Here is a 15,834-nt window from a genome sequence, read left to right as displayed (position 1 = left end):
AGCACGGTAGAAGTTTGAGAACGACGTCGGTGCCCTTTACTCCGTCATTGCGAGCGCAGCGAAGCAATCCAGAATCCCTCCGCGGAAAGACTCTGGATTGCTTCGCTGCGCTCGCAATGACGAGTCGAAAGAGCGTGCGCCACACTTCGCTCTTGTGCCCCGGACGCAGCGCAGCGTCTCTTCGACGGTGCGCTGCAGAGCCGGGGCCCATGCGTCCGCGCTGTGCCATGCTGCCCTGGGTCCCGCTCTGCGCCGCAACGCTTTACGCGTTGCAGCTTGTCCGGGACACGAGAGCTTCAATGACCGCGCTTCTTGATCTCCTCGCCCTCGATCCCTTCCGGCGCCATCGCCGCCCAGGCGCTGGAGGCGAACTGCCGCCGCCACGTCACCACCACCACCGCGGCCGTGGTCACGAACAGCACCCAGGGGCTGACGAACCAGCCGAGATAGCCGAGTGCGAAGAAGAAGGCGCGCTGGCCGCGGTTGAAATGGCGGCCGGCGGATTCGAACAGGCGCGAGGTGCGGATGACATGGGCTTCGGCCGCCGGCGTGTCGGCTTGCGAGGCCGGCGGCATGCCGCCGAACAGGATCGCGACATAGTTGAACAGGCGATAGGCCCAGGCGAACTTGAAGAAGGCGTAGACGCAGATCAGCACGAGGCCGACGCATTTCAGCTCCCACATCGCTGGCGAGGTGCTGAGGTCGATCGGCAGCTTGCTCAGAATCGTGATCGCGTCGTTGGTGGCGTGCAGCAGCGCCAGTGTGCCGCCGAGCGCGAACAGGCTGGTCGAGGCAAAGAAGGCGGTGCCGTTCTGGAGCGAGGCCATGATCTGCATGTCGACCATGCGCGTCTCGCGGTCGAGCAGGCGGCGCACCCAGACCTCGCGGTAGCGGTTCATGCGCGCCGACAGGCTGTCGCGGCCATAGGCCGAGTGCTCCAGCGTCAGCGCATAGGCCAGCCATTCGATGATGAAGAAGCCGACCGCCGTGATGTCGACCCAGTGCCTGCTCATGTCTTGCTCCCTTGGGGATCGCAACGATTGCCACGCATGGCCGGGCGCAGCAACGATTGATTGGCGGCAGGCGATGGCGTTAAAAGCAGCTCGCTTCAAGACGTCTCGGGAAGGATCAGTGACATGGCAACGCTCAAGCTCGCGATCGGCAACAAGAACTACTCGTCATGGTCGATGCGGCCCTGGCTCGCGCTGCGCGCGAACGACATCCCTTTCGTGGAGAGCCTGATCCCGCTCTACACCGACAATCCCGCCGACAAGGAGCAGATCCTGACCTTCAGCCGCGCCGGCAAGGTGCCCGTGCTGGTCGACGGCGACGTGACGGTGTGGGATTCGCTCGCCATCATCGAATACATCGCCGAGCGTTATCCGGAGAAGAAGCTGTGGCCCGACGACGCCGCGGCCCGCGCCCATGCCCGTTCGGTTTGCGCCGAGATGCATTCCGGCTTCGTGCCCCTTCGCAGCGAATGCGGCATGAACCTGCACCGGCCGATCCGCGCCGTAACGCTGTCGGCCGATGCGAAGGCCAACGTCGCGCGCATCGAGGAGATCTGGCGCGAGTGCCGGGCGCGCTATGGAGCCAAGGGACCGTCGAAGGGACCGTTCCTGTTCGGCCGCTTCGGCGCGGCGGATGCGATGTATGCGCCGGTCGTGCATCGCTTGCGCACCTATGCGATCGAGGTGGCGGCGGATACTAAGGCTTACATGGAGACGATGATGGCGCTGCCGGCGTTCCAGGAATGGACCCGCGAGGGGATCGCCGAAACGCTTCTCATCGCGAAGTTCGAGGACGCGTGAGCATGATTGTGATTGAGCGCGGCTTGACGGTATGCCGGATGGCGGCGCTCAATCACGGCGCAACGACGGCTTAGGAGAGGGCGCGCGATGGGAATCCTGGACTCGCTGGAAAACAATCCCGCGCTCCGCAGCGCACTCGGCCAGCTCAGTGCCGCCGTGCTCCCGGCCGTGCTCAACGAAGTGCTCGGCAGCAACAATCAGGGCGGCCTCAGCGCGATCGTCGCAAAGCTCCAGCAGGCCGGCTTCGGCGACCAGGTCAAGTCCTGGCTCGGCAACGGCCACAACCTGCCGATCTCGGCCGACCAGCTCCGCGCCGTGCTCGGCAACGACACCGTCCGCCAGCTCGCCGCCCGCTACAACATCCCGGTCGACCAGTTGGGGGAGATCCTCGCCCAGGAGCTGCCAAAGGCCGTCGACCAGGCAAGTCCGCAAGGGCATCTGCCCCATACCGCCTAGGGCTCGGTTCCAGCGGTATCAAAGTGGGCCGCGGTTCCCGTTATCGTCCTGAAAAGACTTCAAAATTTGTACGTTCACCAGGCTTGCATGAGGCTGGTCAAAAACGCCGCATGCATGCTATACAGCACCCGGGTTTCCGGCCGGCCATCGCAGTGGGACCATGGGCGAGGCAGGCGTTGTTTGAGTTATGGAGAGGGTGTTGAAGCACAAATTCCCCGTTGGAACGCGCGTTCTGTTCACGGCCAGCAACGTCGCGCGCCCCGCTGCCAGCGGCTCGTATGAGGTCATCCGCCTGCTGCCGACGGAAGGCGACGACTGCCAGTACCGGATCAAGAGCTCGACCGAGGCGTTCGAACGGGTCGCCAAGGAAAGTCAGCTGGCGCTGTCCTGACGCGCCGCCGACACCGCCCATTGTCATCGCGGAGGAATTTGCTCCGCTCGCCGTCAAAAGGCCCGCTTCGCCTTCACAAGGTGGGGGCGGGGGCAGTTGCCGACTCGCGGTGCTCGCTTTGACCATTCGCTCGCTGCTCGCGTGAGGGGACGTCGCGCATGAACTGGGCATGGGCCACTTCGCTCGACCAAACCTGGCGCTCGCCGGCCCTCCCGATGTGGATGACGCTGGCCGCGGCCGCATTCTTCGGATTGATCCTGCTGGTCACGCTGCTGCGCGCCGAGAGGTCGGTCGCCAACGGCGCGCTGACGGTAATTACGCTGCTGTCCATCGCCATCGCGGGGGCTGCCACGGTGCGCGTCTATGGGCCGGAGGCGCAGGACGCGCCGACCGAGGCACGCGCGCAAGCCGCGGTCACCGCGAGCCTGCCGGCGCTGTCTTGTCTCGATGGCCTCGCCGGTGATGCCGTGGCCGCAGGCTGCGAGAAGGCGCTGTTCGGCGCCCCCGACACCGCAGCAGCGGCCGTTGCCTACACCGCGGTCAGGATCGACCGGCTCACCGCGCTCGGCGATGCCGCGACCGCCGAGAAGAGCCTGACGCTCGACATGAAGGTGCTGCGCAAGTCGCTGGAGCGGGATCGCTACGGCCTCGTCGCGCAGGTGCTGGTCGCGCGCGACGGCTGCACGCAGTTCGATTGTGCCGCCTTCCGCTCGCTGACGGATCAGCAGCAGGTCGCCGCCAACATGGATTCCCATCTCTACGACACGCTGGTCGCACGCTACGCCCCGACCTGGAATGCGCCTGCGGCGTCGCCGGCAATGCCCGCCACGGCCGCGCTCGCGGGGATGCCGCCGTCGATGCCGACGGGCAAGCCGACCAATGCGGAGTTCCCGAGCGCCTCGTCGACGCCGCCGGTGAGCATCATGAATCCGGAGCCTCCCACTGCGGCGACGCGCCAGGCGGCGCCTGCCGCCGGCGCTGCGCCCGCGGCGCCGCGCGCGCCGGCCGCGACCTCGGCGCAGGCTGCGGCCCCCGCGGCACCGGCCGCCAAGAAGCCGCCGGCGCCGAAGGCCGCGCGTGCGCCGGCTGCAGCACCGGTTCCGCTCGCGCCACCGGCTTCCGCGCCGGCTGCTCCGGCTGCGGATAACGAGTAGTTCGGCATTCCAAATGCGTGGCTGCCCGGCTAATGCTGGGGCATGCCACTCCATCTGATCAAGCTCGCCGTCGGCTGCGACTCCGTCAAGGAATTGAAGGAGTGGGTGGCCGAACGGATGCAGACCGCCAAGAAGAAGGGTCTGCCGCAACACCACATCCACATCACCCGCATGGTGCCCAAGCGCGATGCCGAGATCCTCGCCGGCGGGTCGCTCTACTGGGTCATCAAGGGCGAGATCGCCGCACGCGAAAAGATCATCGGCATCGAGCCGTTCCGCGACAAGGACGGTATCGGACGCTGCCGCATCGTGATGCAGCCGAAGGTGATCCCGGTGTCGCCGCGGCCGATGCGCCCCTTCCAGGGCTGGCGCTATCTCACCGAGGATTCCGTGCCGCCCGATCTCGGTAAATCTGCCGCCGGCTCGATCGCGGCCATGCCAGAGCCGATGCGGCGCGAGCTGCGCGATCTCGGGCTGCTCTAAACCGCGATATTGTCGATCAGCCGCGTCGTGCCGAGCTTGGCCGCGACGAGGATGCGCAAGGGCCCGTCCTTGCGCGAGGTGACCTCTGCAAGCGTTGCGGCGTGGCGGGCCTCGAAATAGTCGAGCGCAAAGCCGGCCGCCTTGATCATCGCAGCGCCGCGCGCCATGGCGGGCGCGATGGCTTCGCCGCCGCGGATGCGTCCGGCGCTCTCCTTCATGGCGCGGTAGAGCGTGGTCGCGGTCTGCCGCTCCTCCGCCGAGAGGTAGACGTTGCGCGAGGACATCGCGAGCCCGTCGCGCTCGCGCACGGTGCGCGAGCCGATCACCTTGACGCCGAGATCGAGGTCCCGTGCCATCTGCGTCACCACCCGCAATTGCTGAAAGTCCTTCTCGCCGAAGATCGCGACATCCGGCCGGCACTGCGTGAACAGCTTGCCGACGACGGTGGCGACGCCGCCGAAGAAATGGGGCCGGAAGCGGTCCTCGAGGCCGGCCAGCGCCGGTCCCTCCGGCGCGATGCGGGTGGCAAAGCCCTCCGGGTACATGGCCTCGACGCCGGGATGCCAGACGATATCGACGTCCTCGGCCGCGAGCTTGGCGATGTCCGACTTCCAGGTGCGCGGATAGGCACCGAAGTCCTCGGTCGGAGCGAACTGGGTCGGGTTGACGAAGATCGACACCACGACGCGGCTGGCGCGCCGCTTGGCGAGACGTACCAGCGACACATGCCCGTCATGGAGCGCCCCCATGGTCGGGACCAGCGCGATGGTGGCCTTTCGCTTGCGAAGATTGTCGACGGCGCGCCGGAGCGCGGGGACCGTGCGGGCGATCAGGGGACTTGGCGACATCAGGACTCGACGGGGTTGGGAATCAGCGGCGAACGGCTCGGCGCCTTGCCGGCTAACCTTAACAATCGGCAGTCGTGGACGCCATGCGCACGGATGCGGCACAGCATCCCGCGCAAAACCACGCGCGATGTTGCGACATTGTGGGCTGGATCACAGACGATGAATGGCGCCGCCATTCATCATGAAGAACGGCGCGCTGCGATTTGCATTACCTGTCACGCATTTCACTTGACCGCAGACGCGGCCAACTCGAAGATATTTGTTAGGGGTGTTGAGGATCGCTATGCTCGTGCAAGCTAGCCAAGGCCAGTCAGGCTCGGCGCATGTGGTCGTGCTCGGCAACGAGAAGGGCGGCTCCGGCAAATCGACCACCGCCTTGCACATCGCTGTTGCGCTTCTGAAGGCCGGCCAGCGTGTCGCCACCATCGACCTCGACTGCCGCCAGCAAAGCTTCACCCACTACATCGACAACCGCGCCGCCTGGGCCCGCCGCACCAAGCTCGACCTCGAGCTGCCGGTGCATCGCTGCATCAGGCTCGGCGAGACCATGCAGATCGCCGACAACGAGAACTCCGAGTTCCAGCAGTTCATGGAGGCGGTCTCGGCGGTCGAGAGCAGCTTCGATTTCATCGTCATTGATACGCCCGGCACCGACAGCTACCTGATGCGGCTCGCCCATTCGATGGCCGACACGCTGGTCACGCCGATCAACGACAGCTTCCTCGATTTCGACGTGCTCGGCACCGTCGATCCGACCAACTATGCGGTGACGGGCGAGAGTCACTATGCCGAGATGGTGCGGGACGTCAGGCGCAAGCGCCGCCAGCTCGACGGCTCGACCACCGACTGGATCGTGGTGCGCAACCGCCTGTCCATGCTCGGCTCCCGCAACAAGCAGCTCGTCGCCGACGGGCTGAAGGATTTGTCGCTGCGGCTCGGCTTCCGCTATGTCGACGGCTTCGCCGAGCGCGTCGTCTACCGCGAATTCTTCCCGCGCGGCCTGACCGCCCTCGACGAGATCGACGAGGCCACGCTCGGCATGCGGCCCAATCTCGGCCATCTCACCGCGCGGGAGGAGGTGACGAGCCTGCTCCGCCAGCTCAAGCTTCCGCTCGACGAGCGCGGTCGCCGCCGTGCGGCAAATCGCGCCGAATGGTTCAGCCAGGTCGACAAGCCGCTCGAGGTTCACGACATCCTCGGCGCCTGAGGCGGCGGTATATCGCTACTTCCAGCCGATCTAAGCGGTTGTTCCTGCCCGGAACCAAGTCGGCGCTCGGCCGTTTCACCCCAAGTTTACTGCGAAATTGAACCCCATCGCGACTGGTTGCGTCGGATGGGGACCTGCACCCTGACGTAACGGTATGAGAATGGGGTGCCCAAGAAATGAGTGCGCCGCACAATGAAAGGGCTGGCGGTTCACAATATTTAGCCTTCCTGTCACGCTGCTGTGACATATATTAGGGAATAGGCGACCAGGGGCCGAAGAGCCTCGGAAGAACACGATTTTCAACAGGGATTCAGGCCGCAAGAGCCTGAGGCTGAGGACGAAAATGAAGCGTGGAATTGCCGTTCTGGTTTCGGTCAGTGCCCTCTGCGGCGTCGCCTATTTCACGGCGAGCAAGTGGGCGATCAAGCACGAGACCATCACCTTCTACGACGCTTCGCGCGACAATCGTCCGGTGCCCGTCGACATCGCGGTGCGCCGCGACAAGGAAATGCAGGCCACTGCCGGCATGATCACGCTGCCGGTCGCCGTGATCAACCACGGCAATACCGTCAAGAACACCGAGTACGCCTTCCTCGCCAACATCTTCGCTGCGCGCGGCTACATGGTGGTGAGCCCGCAGCATGACCTGCCGACCGATCCTCCGATGGTGACCAAGCCCGGCGAGCTCTATGTCGGCCGGCTGCCGCAGATCCTGCGCGGCGTCGCCAACATCCATCTCGCCATGCAGGAGATGAAGAAGGTTCAGCCCAACGCTGACTATGACAAGGTGACGATGGTCGGCCACTCCATGGGCGGCGACATCACCATGTACTTCGCCAAGCAGTATCCGGATGAGGTCAAGAAGGTCGTCACGCTCGACAATCTGCGCGTGCCCTTCGTCACCGCCGGCAAGTTCAAGATCCTGTCGTTCCGCTCCACCGATCCGCAGTTCAAGGCCGATGCGGGCGTGATCCCGACGGACGAGGAATGCGAGAAGGCGGGCATCCAGGTCGTGAAGACCGAATTCCAGCATAACGACATGCGCGACACTGGCCCGGATGCGGCCAAGAACTCGATCCAGGGCATGCTCGACAAGTTCCTGAGTGCGACGGACAGCGAGATGGCGCCGGTCGACACGCAATCGTCCCCGCCCAAGATCCTCGAGCCCGGTCCGGTCGCTCTGATGGGACCCGCCAAGAGCTGACGCCTCCCTCATCATTAGCATCGATTTCAAAGCCTCCGCCGGCGTCCGCCCGCGGAGGCTTTGCACATTGACCGGGCTGCCTGCGCTCGCCACATTAGTCCCCCACGCTTGGTTGAGCAGCGATGTCGGGCGAACCCATCAAGCCGCGCGGTGATGCCGTTTCGACGAGGGCCGGTGGCGCGGTGCCGCAGGCCGGCACGTCGACCTCGGAGGACATTGCCGCCTTCGTCGCCAAGGCGCGGGCGCTGTCGCCGCACGCGCCCGGCGCGAAGGGGCGGCTGATCTTCGCGCTGGATGCGACGATGAGCCGGCAGCCGACCTGGGACATGGCCTGCGCGCTCCAGGCGGACATGTTTCGCGAGACCGCGGCGCTCGGCAGTCTCGACATCCGGCTGGTTTACTATCGCGGCTTCAACGAGTGCCGCGCCTCGGGCTGGATCTCCGACAGCACCAAACTGGCGACGCTGATGAGCAAAATCGATTGCCGCGGCGGCGACACCCAGATCGGCAAGGTGCTGAGCGAGGCCCGGCGCGAGGCGGTCGCGTCCGGCGTGCGCGCCGTTGTCTTCGTTGGCGATGCCATGGAGGAGAACGTCGACGAGCTCTGCGCCAAGGCTGGCGAGCTCGGCATGCTCAAGGTGCCCGTCTTCCTGTTTCAGGAAGGCCGCGATACCGTAGCCGAGCAGGCGTTTCGCGAGATCGCGCGCCTGACCGGCGGCGCCTGGTGCCGGTTCGATCCGGGCGCGGCGGCGCAGCTGCGAGAGCTGTTGCGCGCAGCTGCCGCCTACGCCGCCGGCGGCCGCGAGGCGTTGCTGAAACTGGCGACGACCACGAGCGGCGCGGCGATGTTGATCGGCCAGATGAAGTAGGGCTCAGGCTCGCCTTCGGCGGCGAACGCCATGCATTTTGTCGCAAGGCCGACTATATTCCGGACATGACCCTGATCGCCGGCGCCGTCGCCGTTATCACGCTTTATCTGCTGCTCCAGATGTTCCGCTCCGCCAATCCGGCGGTGCTGGCGCGCACCATCAAGTTTGGCGGCGGCGTGGTGGCACTGGCGGTCGCGGCCTTCACGGGCTTGCGCGGCGAGCTGGCGGTGGCAATCCCGCTCGGAATTTTCGGCGCCGGGCTGCTCGGCTGGACGCCATTGGCGAACGCCGGCTTCGGTAACATCGGCGGGCTGTTCGGCGGCGGCGCGACGCGCCCGACCGGTCAGGCCTCGCGGGTGCGCTCGGCATTCCTCGATATGCGGCTGGACCACGATTCCGGCCGGCTCGGCGGCCAGATCATTGCCGGCCCTCACGCAGGGCGCGATCTCGACGAGTTCGATCTCGCGGGCCTCTTGGCGATGGTCCCGGCGTTCGACGCCGAGAGCGTGGCCTTACTTGAAAGCTATCTGGACCGCCGGTTTCCCGCCTGGCGTCAGAACGCGCAGGGCGATGCGGCAGGGAGGCAGCGCCGCACGGCGGCGAGTGGCAAAATGACGGCGGAGGAAGCCTACCAGATCCTTGGCCTGCAGCCGGGGGCGGGGCGCGACGACATCAGCCGGGCCCACAAGTCCCTGATGAAGAAACTCCATCCCGACCAGGGGGGCTCGACGTATCTCGCTGCCCGGGTAAACGAGGCCAAGGATACTCTGCTTCGCACGCATAACGGCTGACTCCGGCACCACGCTACAAACGCCCGTACCGCGTGAGCTCCGTTTGCTCTGTCTGTCGTCGCCCCGATGCCCGCCATTGTCGGCGTGGTCGATATCTTGAGTAAAAATTTAACCGTAAATTGTTGACGAGAGGTTGTCGCGGAACAGGCCCCGCCGCATCCCCAAAACAAAAATGCCCGCGCAAGGCGCGGGCATTTTGACTGGGGCGGTGCGAACGATCAGTTGCGCACGGTGATGCAGGAGATGTCGGCGCGCTTCAGGGCGCGGCAGACGGCTTCGGCCTGGTCGCGCTCGAGCCCGGCGAAACGAGCGCGGTAGAGCTTGCGATTGTCCTTGGCGACGACCGGCTCGGTAAACGGATCGGCCTTGCTGAGGAGCCCGCGGGCCGAGCTGCGCGCGGCGTCGATGCGCTGCTGGGCTTCGTTCTCGCTCTCGAGCGCGCCAACCTGGACGATCCAGCCGCTGTGGACGGCCGGCTTGGTGGTGGCGCTCATCTGGATCGGCTGCGGCGCCGGATCGGCGGACGCAAGCTTCGGGGCGGCCGGGGCGGGCGCAGCGGTGGTTGCGGCCGGCAGCACGCCGAGGATGCCATTGCCGGTGCCGAAGCCGGCCGGCTGGCGCGGCAACTCGGTACGGGCGACGTCTGCCTTCGGCGCTTCGGGCTGGCTCTGGGGCTCGGGCTTGTTGATCAGATCGGCGCGGGCGACGACGGCGCCCGAGGTTTCCGCGACGTCGGAGCGGGAGGCAATCGTGCTCGTGACTTGCGGAGCGACCGGAGCCGGGGCGGCAGAGGCGACCTTCACGGCGCCGGCCTTGACCTGAACGGTCTTGACCCGGACCGGCTTCATCGGCTCGGACGAGCCGGGGATGATGGAGAGCGGCTGGCTCGAGATCACGCCATTGGTGAGCGGCGCGGGCTCGATCTTGGATTCGGTCGGCCGGACCTCAGGCTTGCTCGCTTCCGGCTTGGGTGGGGCCGGCGGCACCGCGGCCGTCGCCGCGGCGAGCGTCGACAGGCGCGCAGCGAGGCGGGACGGGGCAGCTTCCGGAGCCGGGGCCGCAGCAGCCTGGACCTGCGGGGCAGCGCGGGCCGGGGTATCCGACGCGTCGGCGACATCGGCAGAAGCATCAGCGCCGTTGCGCTCGGTGACGGCAGCAACAGTGTGCGTGGTCGCGCCCTTGTCGAGGTTCTCCGCGAGCAGGTTGCGCATGATGGCATCGCGCGAGCCGCCGCTGCGGCCGCCGAGCACCACGCCGATCAGATGGCGGTTGCCGCGGCGCATCGAGCTGACGAGGTTGAAGCCGGAGGCGCGGGTGTAGCCGGTCTTGATGCCGTCCACGCCTTCCACGCTGCCGAGCAGGTGATTGTGGTTGCGGATCGACTGGCCGCGCCAGTTGAACGTCGAGGTGGCAAAATAGCGATAGTAGCGCGGGAAGCGCTCCTGGATGGCGCGGCCGAGCGTGGCCTGGTCGCGCGCGGTCGTGACCTGCTCGTCGTTGGGAAGGCCGTTGGCGTTGCGGTAGACCGTCCTGGACATGCCGAGCGAGCGCGCCTTGCGCGTCATCATCTGGGCGAAGTCGTCTTCATCTCCGGCGATCGCTTCCGCGATGACCACGGCGGCGTCGTTGGCGGAACGGGTGACGAGACCCTTGATCGCGTCCTCGACGCGGATGGTCTGGCCGGCGCGCAGGTTCAGCTTGGTCGGATCCTGATCGGCGGCGTGCTGGGACACCGGCATCTCGGTGTCGAGCTTCATCTTGCCGGACTCAAGACGCTCGAACAGCAGATAGAGCGTCATGATCTTGGTGAGCGAAGCGGGATGGCGGATGCCGTCCGGGCTGTTCGACTGGAGCACCGCGCCGGAATTGCCGTCGACGATGATGGACGCGAATTTCGGGCTGGAGCTCTCGGACACATCGCGCTGCACCCGGTGGTGCGCATAGTGGCGCCGGTGGCGCCGAGCCTCGGCAGCATCGTTGGTGAAGATGACTGCGGTGGTGACCGTAAGAAGCCCGAAAACGCCAACCCGCGCCAAGCGCGAGGAAGACAAGTTTTTACGAAGCATGGAACCCCGTCCCCGTTTCTGACTTGATCACCGGCCCGTGAGGCGAAATTGTGCCCATGGGACCCGGGATCATTACCTGCTCAGGCTCGTCCCTCCGCTTGTGTTCACTGCGGGGAACGTTGGGCCTGAGCCGCTGTTCTGGCTAAGGTGATGTTCTCAAACGGCTATTGGCCGATTGCGGAAGCTGAACACGTCCAGGGAATCAGGGTAGGGGGCCGCGGTTTCCAAAAGCTTAAGGAACCCTTGCGGGAAACCCCGGGAATCTCTGCGATTTGCATCTAGTTTTGTGCGTCGCACAAGATTCTTGACTTTATTGTGCGTTGCACTAATTATGGGCAGTAGTCAGGGAGCCGGGGCTTCCCGACGAGAGCCAGGGAAAAGGATTCCGAAATGTTCAAGGTTGAAGACTTTCAGAACTACGGGAAAGAGCACTTCGAGCAGTGCGTTGCCTCCGCTACCTCGGTGCAGCACGGCCTTCAGGCGATCGCCAGCGCCTATGGCGACTACACCAAGAAGTCGTTCGAAGACACCAAGTCCTTCGTCGAGAAGCTTTCCGGCGTGAAGTCGCTGGACAAGGCCATGGAAGCTCAGACCGACTTCGCCCGTTCCGCCTACGAGACCTTCGTCGCGGAATCGCAGAAGATCGCCGGCCTCTACAACGACCTCGCCAAGCAGGCGTTCAAGCCGGTCGAGACCATCGTGTCGAAGTTCACCCCGGCCGCCAACTAATCTTTCCCGGATATCCTGGAAGCAAAAAGCCCGGCTGAACAGCCGGGCTTTTCGTTTGTCGCGATGGGCTCGTCTTGGCGCACTAGGCGCGGCTCGGACGGTTAGCTCGTTCGATCTTCCTGAATGTGTGGACGGTCGGGTTCGCCGAATTGTTCAGGACGAGCTTGCTTGTGCTGCTCGCGCAAGACTGCGATGCGCCGGCGATGGGGTCGCTGCCGGTGTTCACCTCCACGAAGATCATAATGCTCGCGGGCCCCGGCGTTTCGCACAGCTTTGTCCTTGCCCGATTTCGCGCCGCTCGATTCAAAGGCAGCTCGACTGGACCGTAGAAGTCCGGAGATGATCCCGCGCGAAACCGTCGCGGCTCAGTTGACCGGCCGGTTCCTGATCAACATGTTCTAACCAGGCGGCGCGGAAATTTTTGTCAAATCGGTCCGGATTGATTAACCTCGGTCAGGATTGTCCGGATCGGGAATCGGGACCGTCGCGGCCGCATCGGCCGGACCTTTGCACGCTTGCGGCGAGCTGGGGGCGGGCCCATATTGTTGACGACCGATACGGCTTGGACCGGACCGGTGGGAAGCGGCGATCCAACGAGGCGGCGCGCCTGTGTGAAGCTCCGGAGGCCGGGGCTCTGCGGCGGACCGTCATACGCTTCCGTGGGGAATTTGAACGCCTGAGCCATGCCGCAACTGTTGTCCAGACTCGACCTGTCCGCGGCCACCGCCGCCCTCGCTCCCCGGATGAGCAATGACGAGAACCGTTCGGGCGGTCCGACGGGTCCGAACACCTCTGTCATCACCAAGGTCAAGCCGAAGACCAAGCGGCCGAACCTGTACCGCGTGCTGATCCTGAACGACGACTACACGCCGATGGAATTCGTCGTCCACGTGCTGGAGAAGTTCTTCCAGAAGGACGTCGAAGCGGCGACCAAGATCATGCTGCACGTTCACCATCACGGTATCGGGGAGTGCGGCGTGTTCACCTACGAGATCGCCGAGACCAAGGTGACGCAGGTGATGGACTTCGCCCGCAAGCACCAGCATCCGCTGCAATGCGTGATGGAAAAGAAGTAGTCACCTTACGGGGCCTCTCCAGGCCGGCTCTCATGTCTGTCGCAGTGTGATTGTCGCGCGATGCCTGCGCGCGACGTCTGTTGCAGCCGGCAGGATTTAAGAATTTTGCGCCGGCGCCGATCTCGCCCAAATCGGAACGGGTTTTGCATTGAAAATAGCCCAGGTGGCTAGCTGCAGAGTCGCGGAACCGGTCTTTCGCCGCGGTCTTGTATAACTATATGTGACAAAGGTTGTTGTTGCCTGACCGGGCGATCACGACCATGATGGTGGGGGCCATAGAGGACGCGAATGCCGACTTTTTCCCAAAGCCTTGAACAATCCCTGCATCGTGCGCTGGCGATCGCAAACGAGCGTCATCACCAATACGCGACGCTCGAGCATCTCCTGCTCTCCCTGATCGATGACTCCGATGCAGCCGCCGTCATGCGCGCCTGTAGCGTCGACCTCGACAAGCTCCGCACGAGCCTCGTCAATTATCTTGAGACCGAATTCGAGAACTTGGTGACGGATGGCGCAGACGATGCCAAGCCGACCGCCGGCTTCCAGCGCGTGATCCAGCGCGCGGTGATCCATGTGCAGTCGTCGGGTCGCGAAGAGGTGACCGGCGCCAACGTGCTGATCGCAATCTTTGCCGAACGCGAGAGCCATGCCGCTTACTTCCTGCAAGAGCAGGACATGACGCGCTATGACGCGGTCAACTACATCAGCCACGGCATCGCCAAGCGGCCGGGCGTCTCCGAGGCGCGCCCCGTGCGCGGCGTCGACGAGGAGACCGAGGCCAAGGGTAACGAGGACGCCAAGAAGAAGGGCGAAGCGCTCGAGACCTATTGCGTCAACCTCAACAAGAAGGCGCGCGACGGCAAGATCGATCCGGTGATCGGACGCAATTCCGAGATCAACCGCGCGATCCAGGTGCTGTGCCGCCGGCAGAAGAACAATCCGCTGTTCGTCGGTGAAGCAGGCGTCGGCAAGACCGCGATCGCGGAGGGCCTCGCCAAGCGCATCGTCGACAGCGAGGTGCCGGAAGTTCTGGCGGCTGCCACCGTGTTCTCGCTGGACATGGGCACGCTGCTTGCCGGCACGCGCTATCGCGGCGACTTCGAGGAACGCCTGAAGCAGGTGCTCAAGGAGCTCGAGGCACATCCCAACGCCATCCTGTTCATCGACGAGATCCACACCGTGATCGGTGCGGGCGCGACGTCGGGCGGGGCGATGGATGCCTCGAACCTGCTCAAGCCGGCGCTTGCCTCGGGCACGATCCGTTGCATGGGTTCGACCACCTACAAGGAATACCGCCAGCACTTCGAGAAGGACCGCGCGCTGGTGCGGCGCTTCCAGAAGATCGACATCAACGAGCCGACGGTCGAGGACGCCATCGCGATCCTCAAGGGCCTCAAGCCGTATTTCGAGGACTACCACCGGCTGAAGTACACCAATGAGGCGATCGAGGCTGCGGTGCAGCTCTCCTCGCGCTACATCCACGACCGCAAGCTGCCCGACAAGGCGATCGACGTGATCGACGAGTCCGGCGCGGCGCAGATGCTGGTCGCCGAGAACAAGCGCAAGAAGACCATCGGCATCAAGGAGATCGAGACCACGATCGCCTCGATGGCGCGGATCCCGCCGAAGAGCGTGTCGAAGGATGATGCAGAGGTGCTCAAGCATCTCGAGCAGACCCTGAAGCGCACCGTGTTCGGCCAGGACAAGGCGATCGAGTCGCTCGCCGCCTCGATCAAGCTCGCACGCGCGGGCCTGCGCGAGCCGGAGAAGCCGATCGGCTGCTACCTGTTCTCAGGGCCAACCGGCGTCGGCAAGACCGAGGTCGCAAAGCAGCTCGCGGCGTCGCTCGGCGTCGAGCTGTTGCGCTTCGACATGTCCGAATACATGGAGCGGCACACCGTGTCGCGCCTGATCGGCGCGCCTCCCGGCTATGTTGGCTTCGACCAGGGCGGCCTGCTCACTGACGGCGTCGACCAGCATCCGCATTGCGTGGTGCTGCTCGACGAGATCGAGAAGGCGCATCCTGATCTCTACAACGTGCTGCTTCAGATCATGGACCACGGCCGGCTCACCGACCACAACGGCAAGCAGGTCAATTTCCGCAACGTGATCCTGATCATGACCACGAATGCGGGTGCTTCGGATCTCGCCAAGCAGGCGTTCGGCTTCACGCGCTCCAAGCGGGAAGGCGACGACCACGAGGCGATCAACCGGCAGTTCGCGCCGGAATTCCGCAACCGCCTCGATGCCATCGTCTCGTTCAGCCATCTCAGCGTCGAGGTCATCGGCACCGTGGTCGAGAAGTTCGTGCTTCAGCTCGAAGCGCAGCTCGGCGACCGCGACGTCACCATCGAGCTGTCCGAACCCGCCAAGGCCTGGCTGGTCCAGCACGGCTATGACGAGCAGATGGGCGCACGTCCCATGGCCCGCGTGATCCAGGAGCACATCAAGAAGCCGCTGGCCGACGAGGTGCTGTTCGGCAAGCTCAAGGGCGGCGGGCACGTCCGCGTCGTTCTCGTCAAGGACGAGGCCGACGAGACCAAGGACAAGATCGGCTTCGAGTTCGTCGAGGGCCCGGTCACGCCGAAGCAGGAGAAGCTGCCCGGCACCCGCAAGCGCCCGCCGGGCAAGTCCAACAAGCCGGGCGGCCCCGGCGGCTCGAAGGGGCCGACCTCCAAGGGGCCGCTGGTCAAGGCTTGATCGGCATGTGATGAATCGAAAAGGCCGGCTGCGAAGCCGGCCTTTTTGT

At 65.0% G+C, this 15,834-nt stretch carries 15 protein-coding genes; 12 read left to right on the top strand and 3 right to left on the bottom strand.

Going from position 1 to position 15,834, the window contains the following annotated elements; genetic code table 11:
* Positions 1-296: 296 nt before the first annotated feature.
* Complete coding sequence (locus JQ635_RS32825; protein ID WP_211413922.1) at positions 297-1,013, bottom strand: DUF599 domain-containing protein; 717 nt, start codon at positions 1,011-1,013, stop codon at positions 297-299.
* A gap of 123 nt (positions 1,014-1,136) precedes the next feature.
* Here JQ635_RS32825 and JQ635_RS32820 point away from each other — a divergent pair, with 123 nt between their 5' ends.
* From JQ635_RS32820 to JQ635_RS32800, 5 genes are all read left to right on the top strand, one after another.
* Positions 1,137-1,811 carry a glutathione S-transferase family protein gene (locus JQ635_RS32820; RefSeq protein ID WP_211413921.1) on the top strand — a complete coding sequence of 225 codons (675 nt, stop codon included), beginning with the start codon at positions 1,137-1,139 and terminating at the stop codon, positions 1,809-1,811.
* 87 nt (positions 1,812-1,898) lie between these two features.
* On the top strand, positions 1,899-2,267 hold the full coding sequence (locus tag JQ635_RS32815) for a YidB family protein (protein ID WP_211413920.1): 369 nt from the start codon (positions 1,899-1,901) through the stop codon (positions 2,265-2,267).
* 187 nt (positions 2,268-2,454) lie between these two features.
* Positions 2,455-2,658 (top strand): hypothetical protein, encoded by a 204-nt coding sequence (locus JQ635_RS32810; protein WP_018647393.1) that lies wholly within the window; start codon positions 2,455-2,457, stop codon positions 2,656-2,658.
* Between the two features lie 158 nt (positions 2,659-2,816).
* Positions 2,817-3,812, top strand: coding sequence for a hypothetical protein (locus tag JQ635_RS32805; protein ID WP_211413919.1), 996 nt, complete (start codon positions 2,817-2,819; stop codon positions 3,810-3,812).
* Positions 3,813-3,854: 42 nt separating this feature from the next.
* Positions 3,855-4,295, top strand: coding sequence for a DUF1489 family protein (locus JQ635_RS32800; RefSeq protein WP_211413918.1), 441 nt, complete (start codon positions 3,855-3,857; stop codon positions 4,293-4,295).
* On the opposite strand, the gene panC is transcribed toward JQ635_RS32800, so the two are convergent.
* Entirely contained in the window at positions 4,292-5,143 is an 852-nt protein-coding gene (panC, locus tag JQ635_RS32795; RefSeq protein WP_211413917.1) for a pantoate--beta-alanine ligase, read from the bottom strand. The genes JQ635_RS32800 and panC overlap by 4 nt on opposite strands.
* Before the next feature lie 283 nt (positions 5,144-5,426).
* Here panC and JQ635_RS32790 point away from each other — a divergent pair, with 283 nt between their 5' ends.
* The 4 genes from JQ635_RS32790 (at position 5,427) to JQ635_RS32775 (ending at position 9,214) form a co-directional block, all read left to right on the top strand.
* Positions 5,427-6,350 carry a division plane positioning ATPase MipZ gene (locus tag JQ635_RS32790; RefSeq protein WP_211413916.1) on the top strand — a complete coding sequence of 308 codons (924 nt, stop codon included), beginning with the start codon at positions 5,427-5,429 and terminating at the stop codon, positions 6,348-6,350.
* Positions 6,351-6,693: 343 nt separating this feature from the next.
* A complete protein-coding gene (locus tag JQ635_RS32785) occupies positions 6,694-7,554 on the top strand; it encodes an alpha/beta fold hydrolase (protein ID WP_211413915.1) in 861 nt (286 codons plus the stop codon).
* Positions 7,555-7,676: 122 nt separating this feature from the next.
* The gene (locus JQ635_RS32780) at positions 7,677-8,423 is read left to right on the top strand and encodes a VWA domain-containing protein (protein WP_211413914.1); all 747 of its coding nucleotides are present in this window, start codon (positions 7,677-7,679) and stop codon (positions 8,421-8,423) included.
* Positions 8,424-8,488: 65 nt separating this feature from the next.
* Positions 8,489-9,214, top strand: a complete 726-nt coding sequence (locus JQ635_RS32775) for a DnaJ domain-containing protein (protein WP_211413913.1) — start codon at positions 8,489-8,491, stop codon at positions 9,212-9,214.
* 218 nt (positions 9,215-9,432) lie between these two features.
* On the opposite strand, the gene JQ635_RS32770 is transcribed toward JQ635_RS32775, so the two are convergent.
* On the bottom strand, positions 9,433-11,280 hold the full coding sequence (locus tag JQ635_RS32770) for a D-alanyl-D-alanine carboxypeptidase (protein ID WP_211413912.1): 1,848 nt from the start codon (positions 11,278-11,280) through the stop codon (positions 9,433-9,435).
* A gap of 390 nt (positions 11,281-11,670) precedes the next feature.
* On the opposite strand from JQ635_RS32770, the gene JQ635_RS32765 reads away from it, so the two are divergent.
* The 3 genes from JQ635_RS32765 (at position 11,671) to clpA (ending at position 15,785) form a co-directional block, all read left to right on the top strand.
* Positions 11,671-12,009 carry a phasin family protein gene (locus tag JQ635_RS32765; protein WP_018647402.1) on the top strand — a complete coding sequence of 113 codons (339 nt, stop codon included), beginning with the start codon at positions 11,671-11,673 and terminating at the stop codon, positions 12,007-12,009.
* 743 nt (positions 12,010-12,752) lie between these two features.
* Complete coding sequence (gene clpS / locus JQ635_RS32760) at positions 12,753-13,085, top strand: ATP-dependent Clp protease adapter ClpS (protein WP_015685564.1); 333 nt, start codon at positions 12,753-12,755, stop codon at positions 13,083-13,085.
* Between the two features lie 288 nt (positions 13,086-13,373).
* On the top strand, positions 13,374-15,785 hold the full coding sequence (clpA, locus tag JQ635_RS32755; RefSeq protein ID WP_211413911.1) for an ATP-dependent Clp protease ATP-binding subunit ClpA: 2,412 nt from the start codon (positions 13,374-13,376) through the stop codon (positions 15,783-15,785).
* Positions 15,786-15,834: the final 49 nt, after the last annotated feature.

It is taken from the genome of Bradyrhizobium iriomotense (assembly GCF_018130765.1).
Classification (GTDB): Bacteria; Pseudomonadota; Alphaproteobacteria; order Rhizobiales; family Xanthobacteraceae; genus Bradyrhizobium; species Bradyrhizobium iriomotense_A.
The sequence above is the reverse complement of the archived record's forward strand: the minus strand, read 5'-3'. Positions and strand labels throughout refer to the sequence as shown.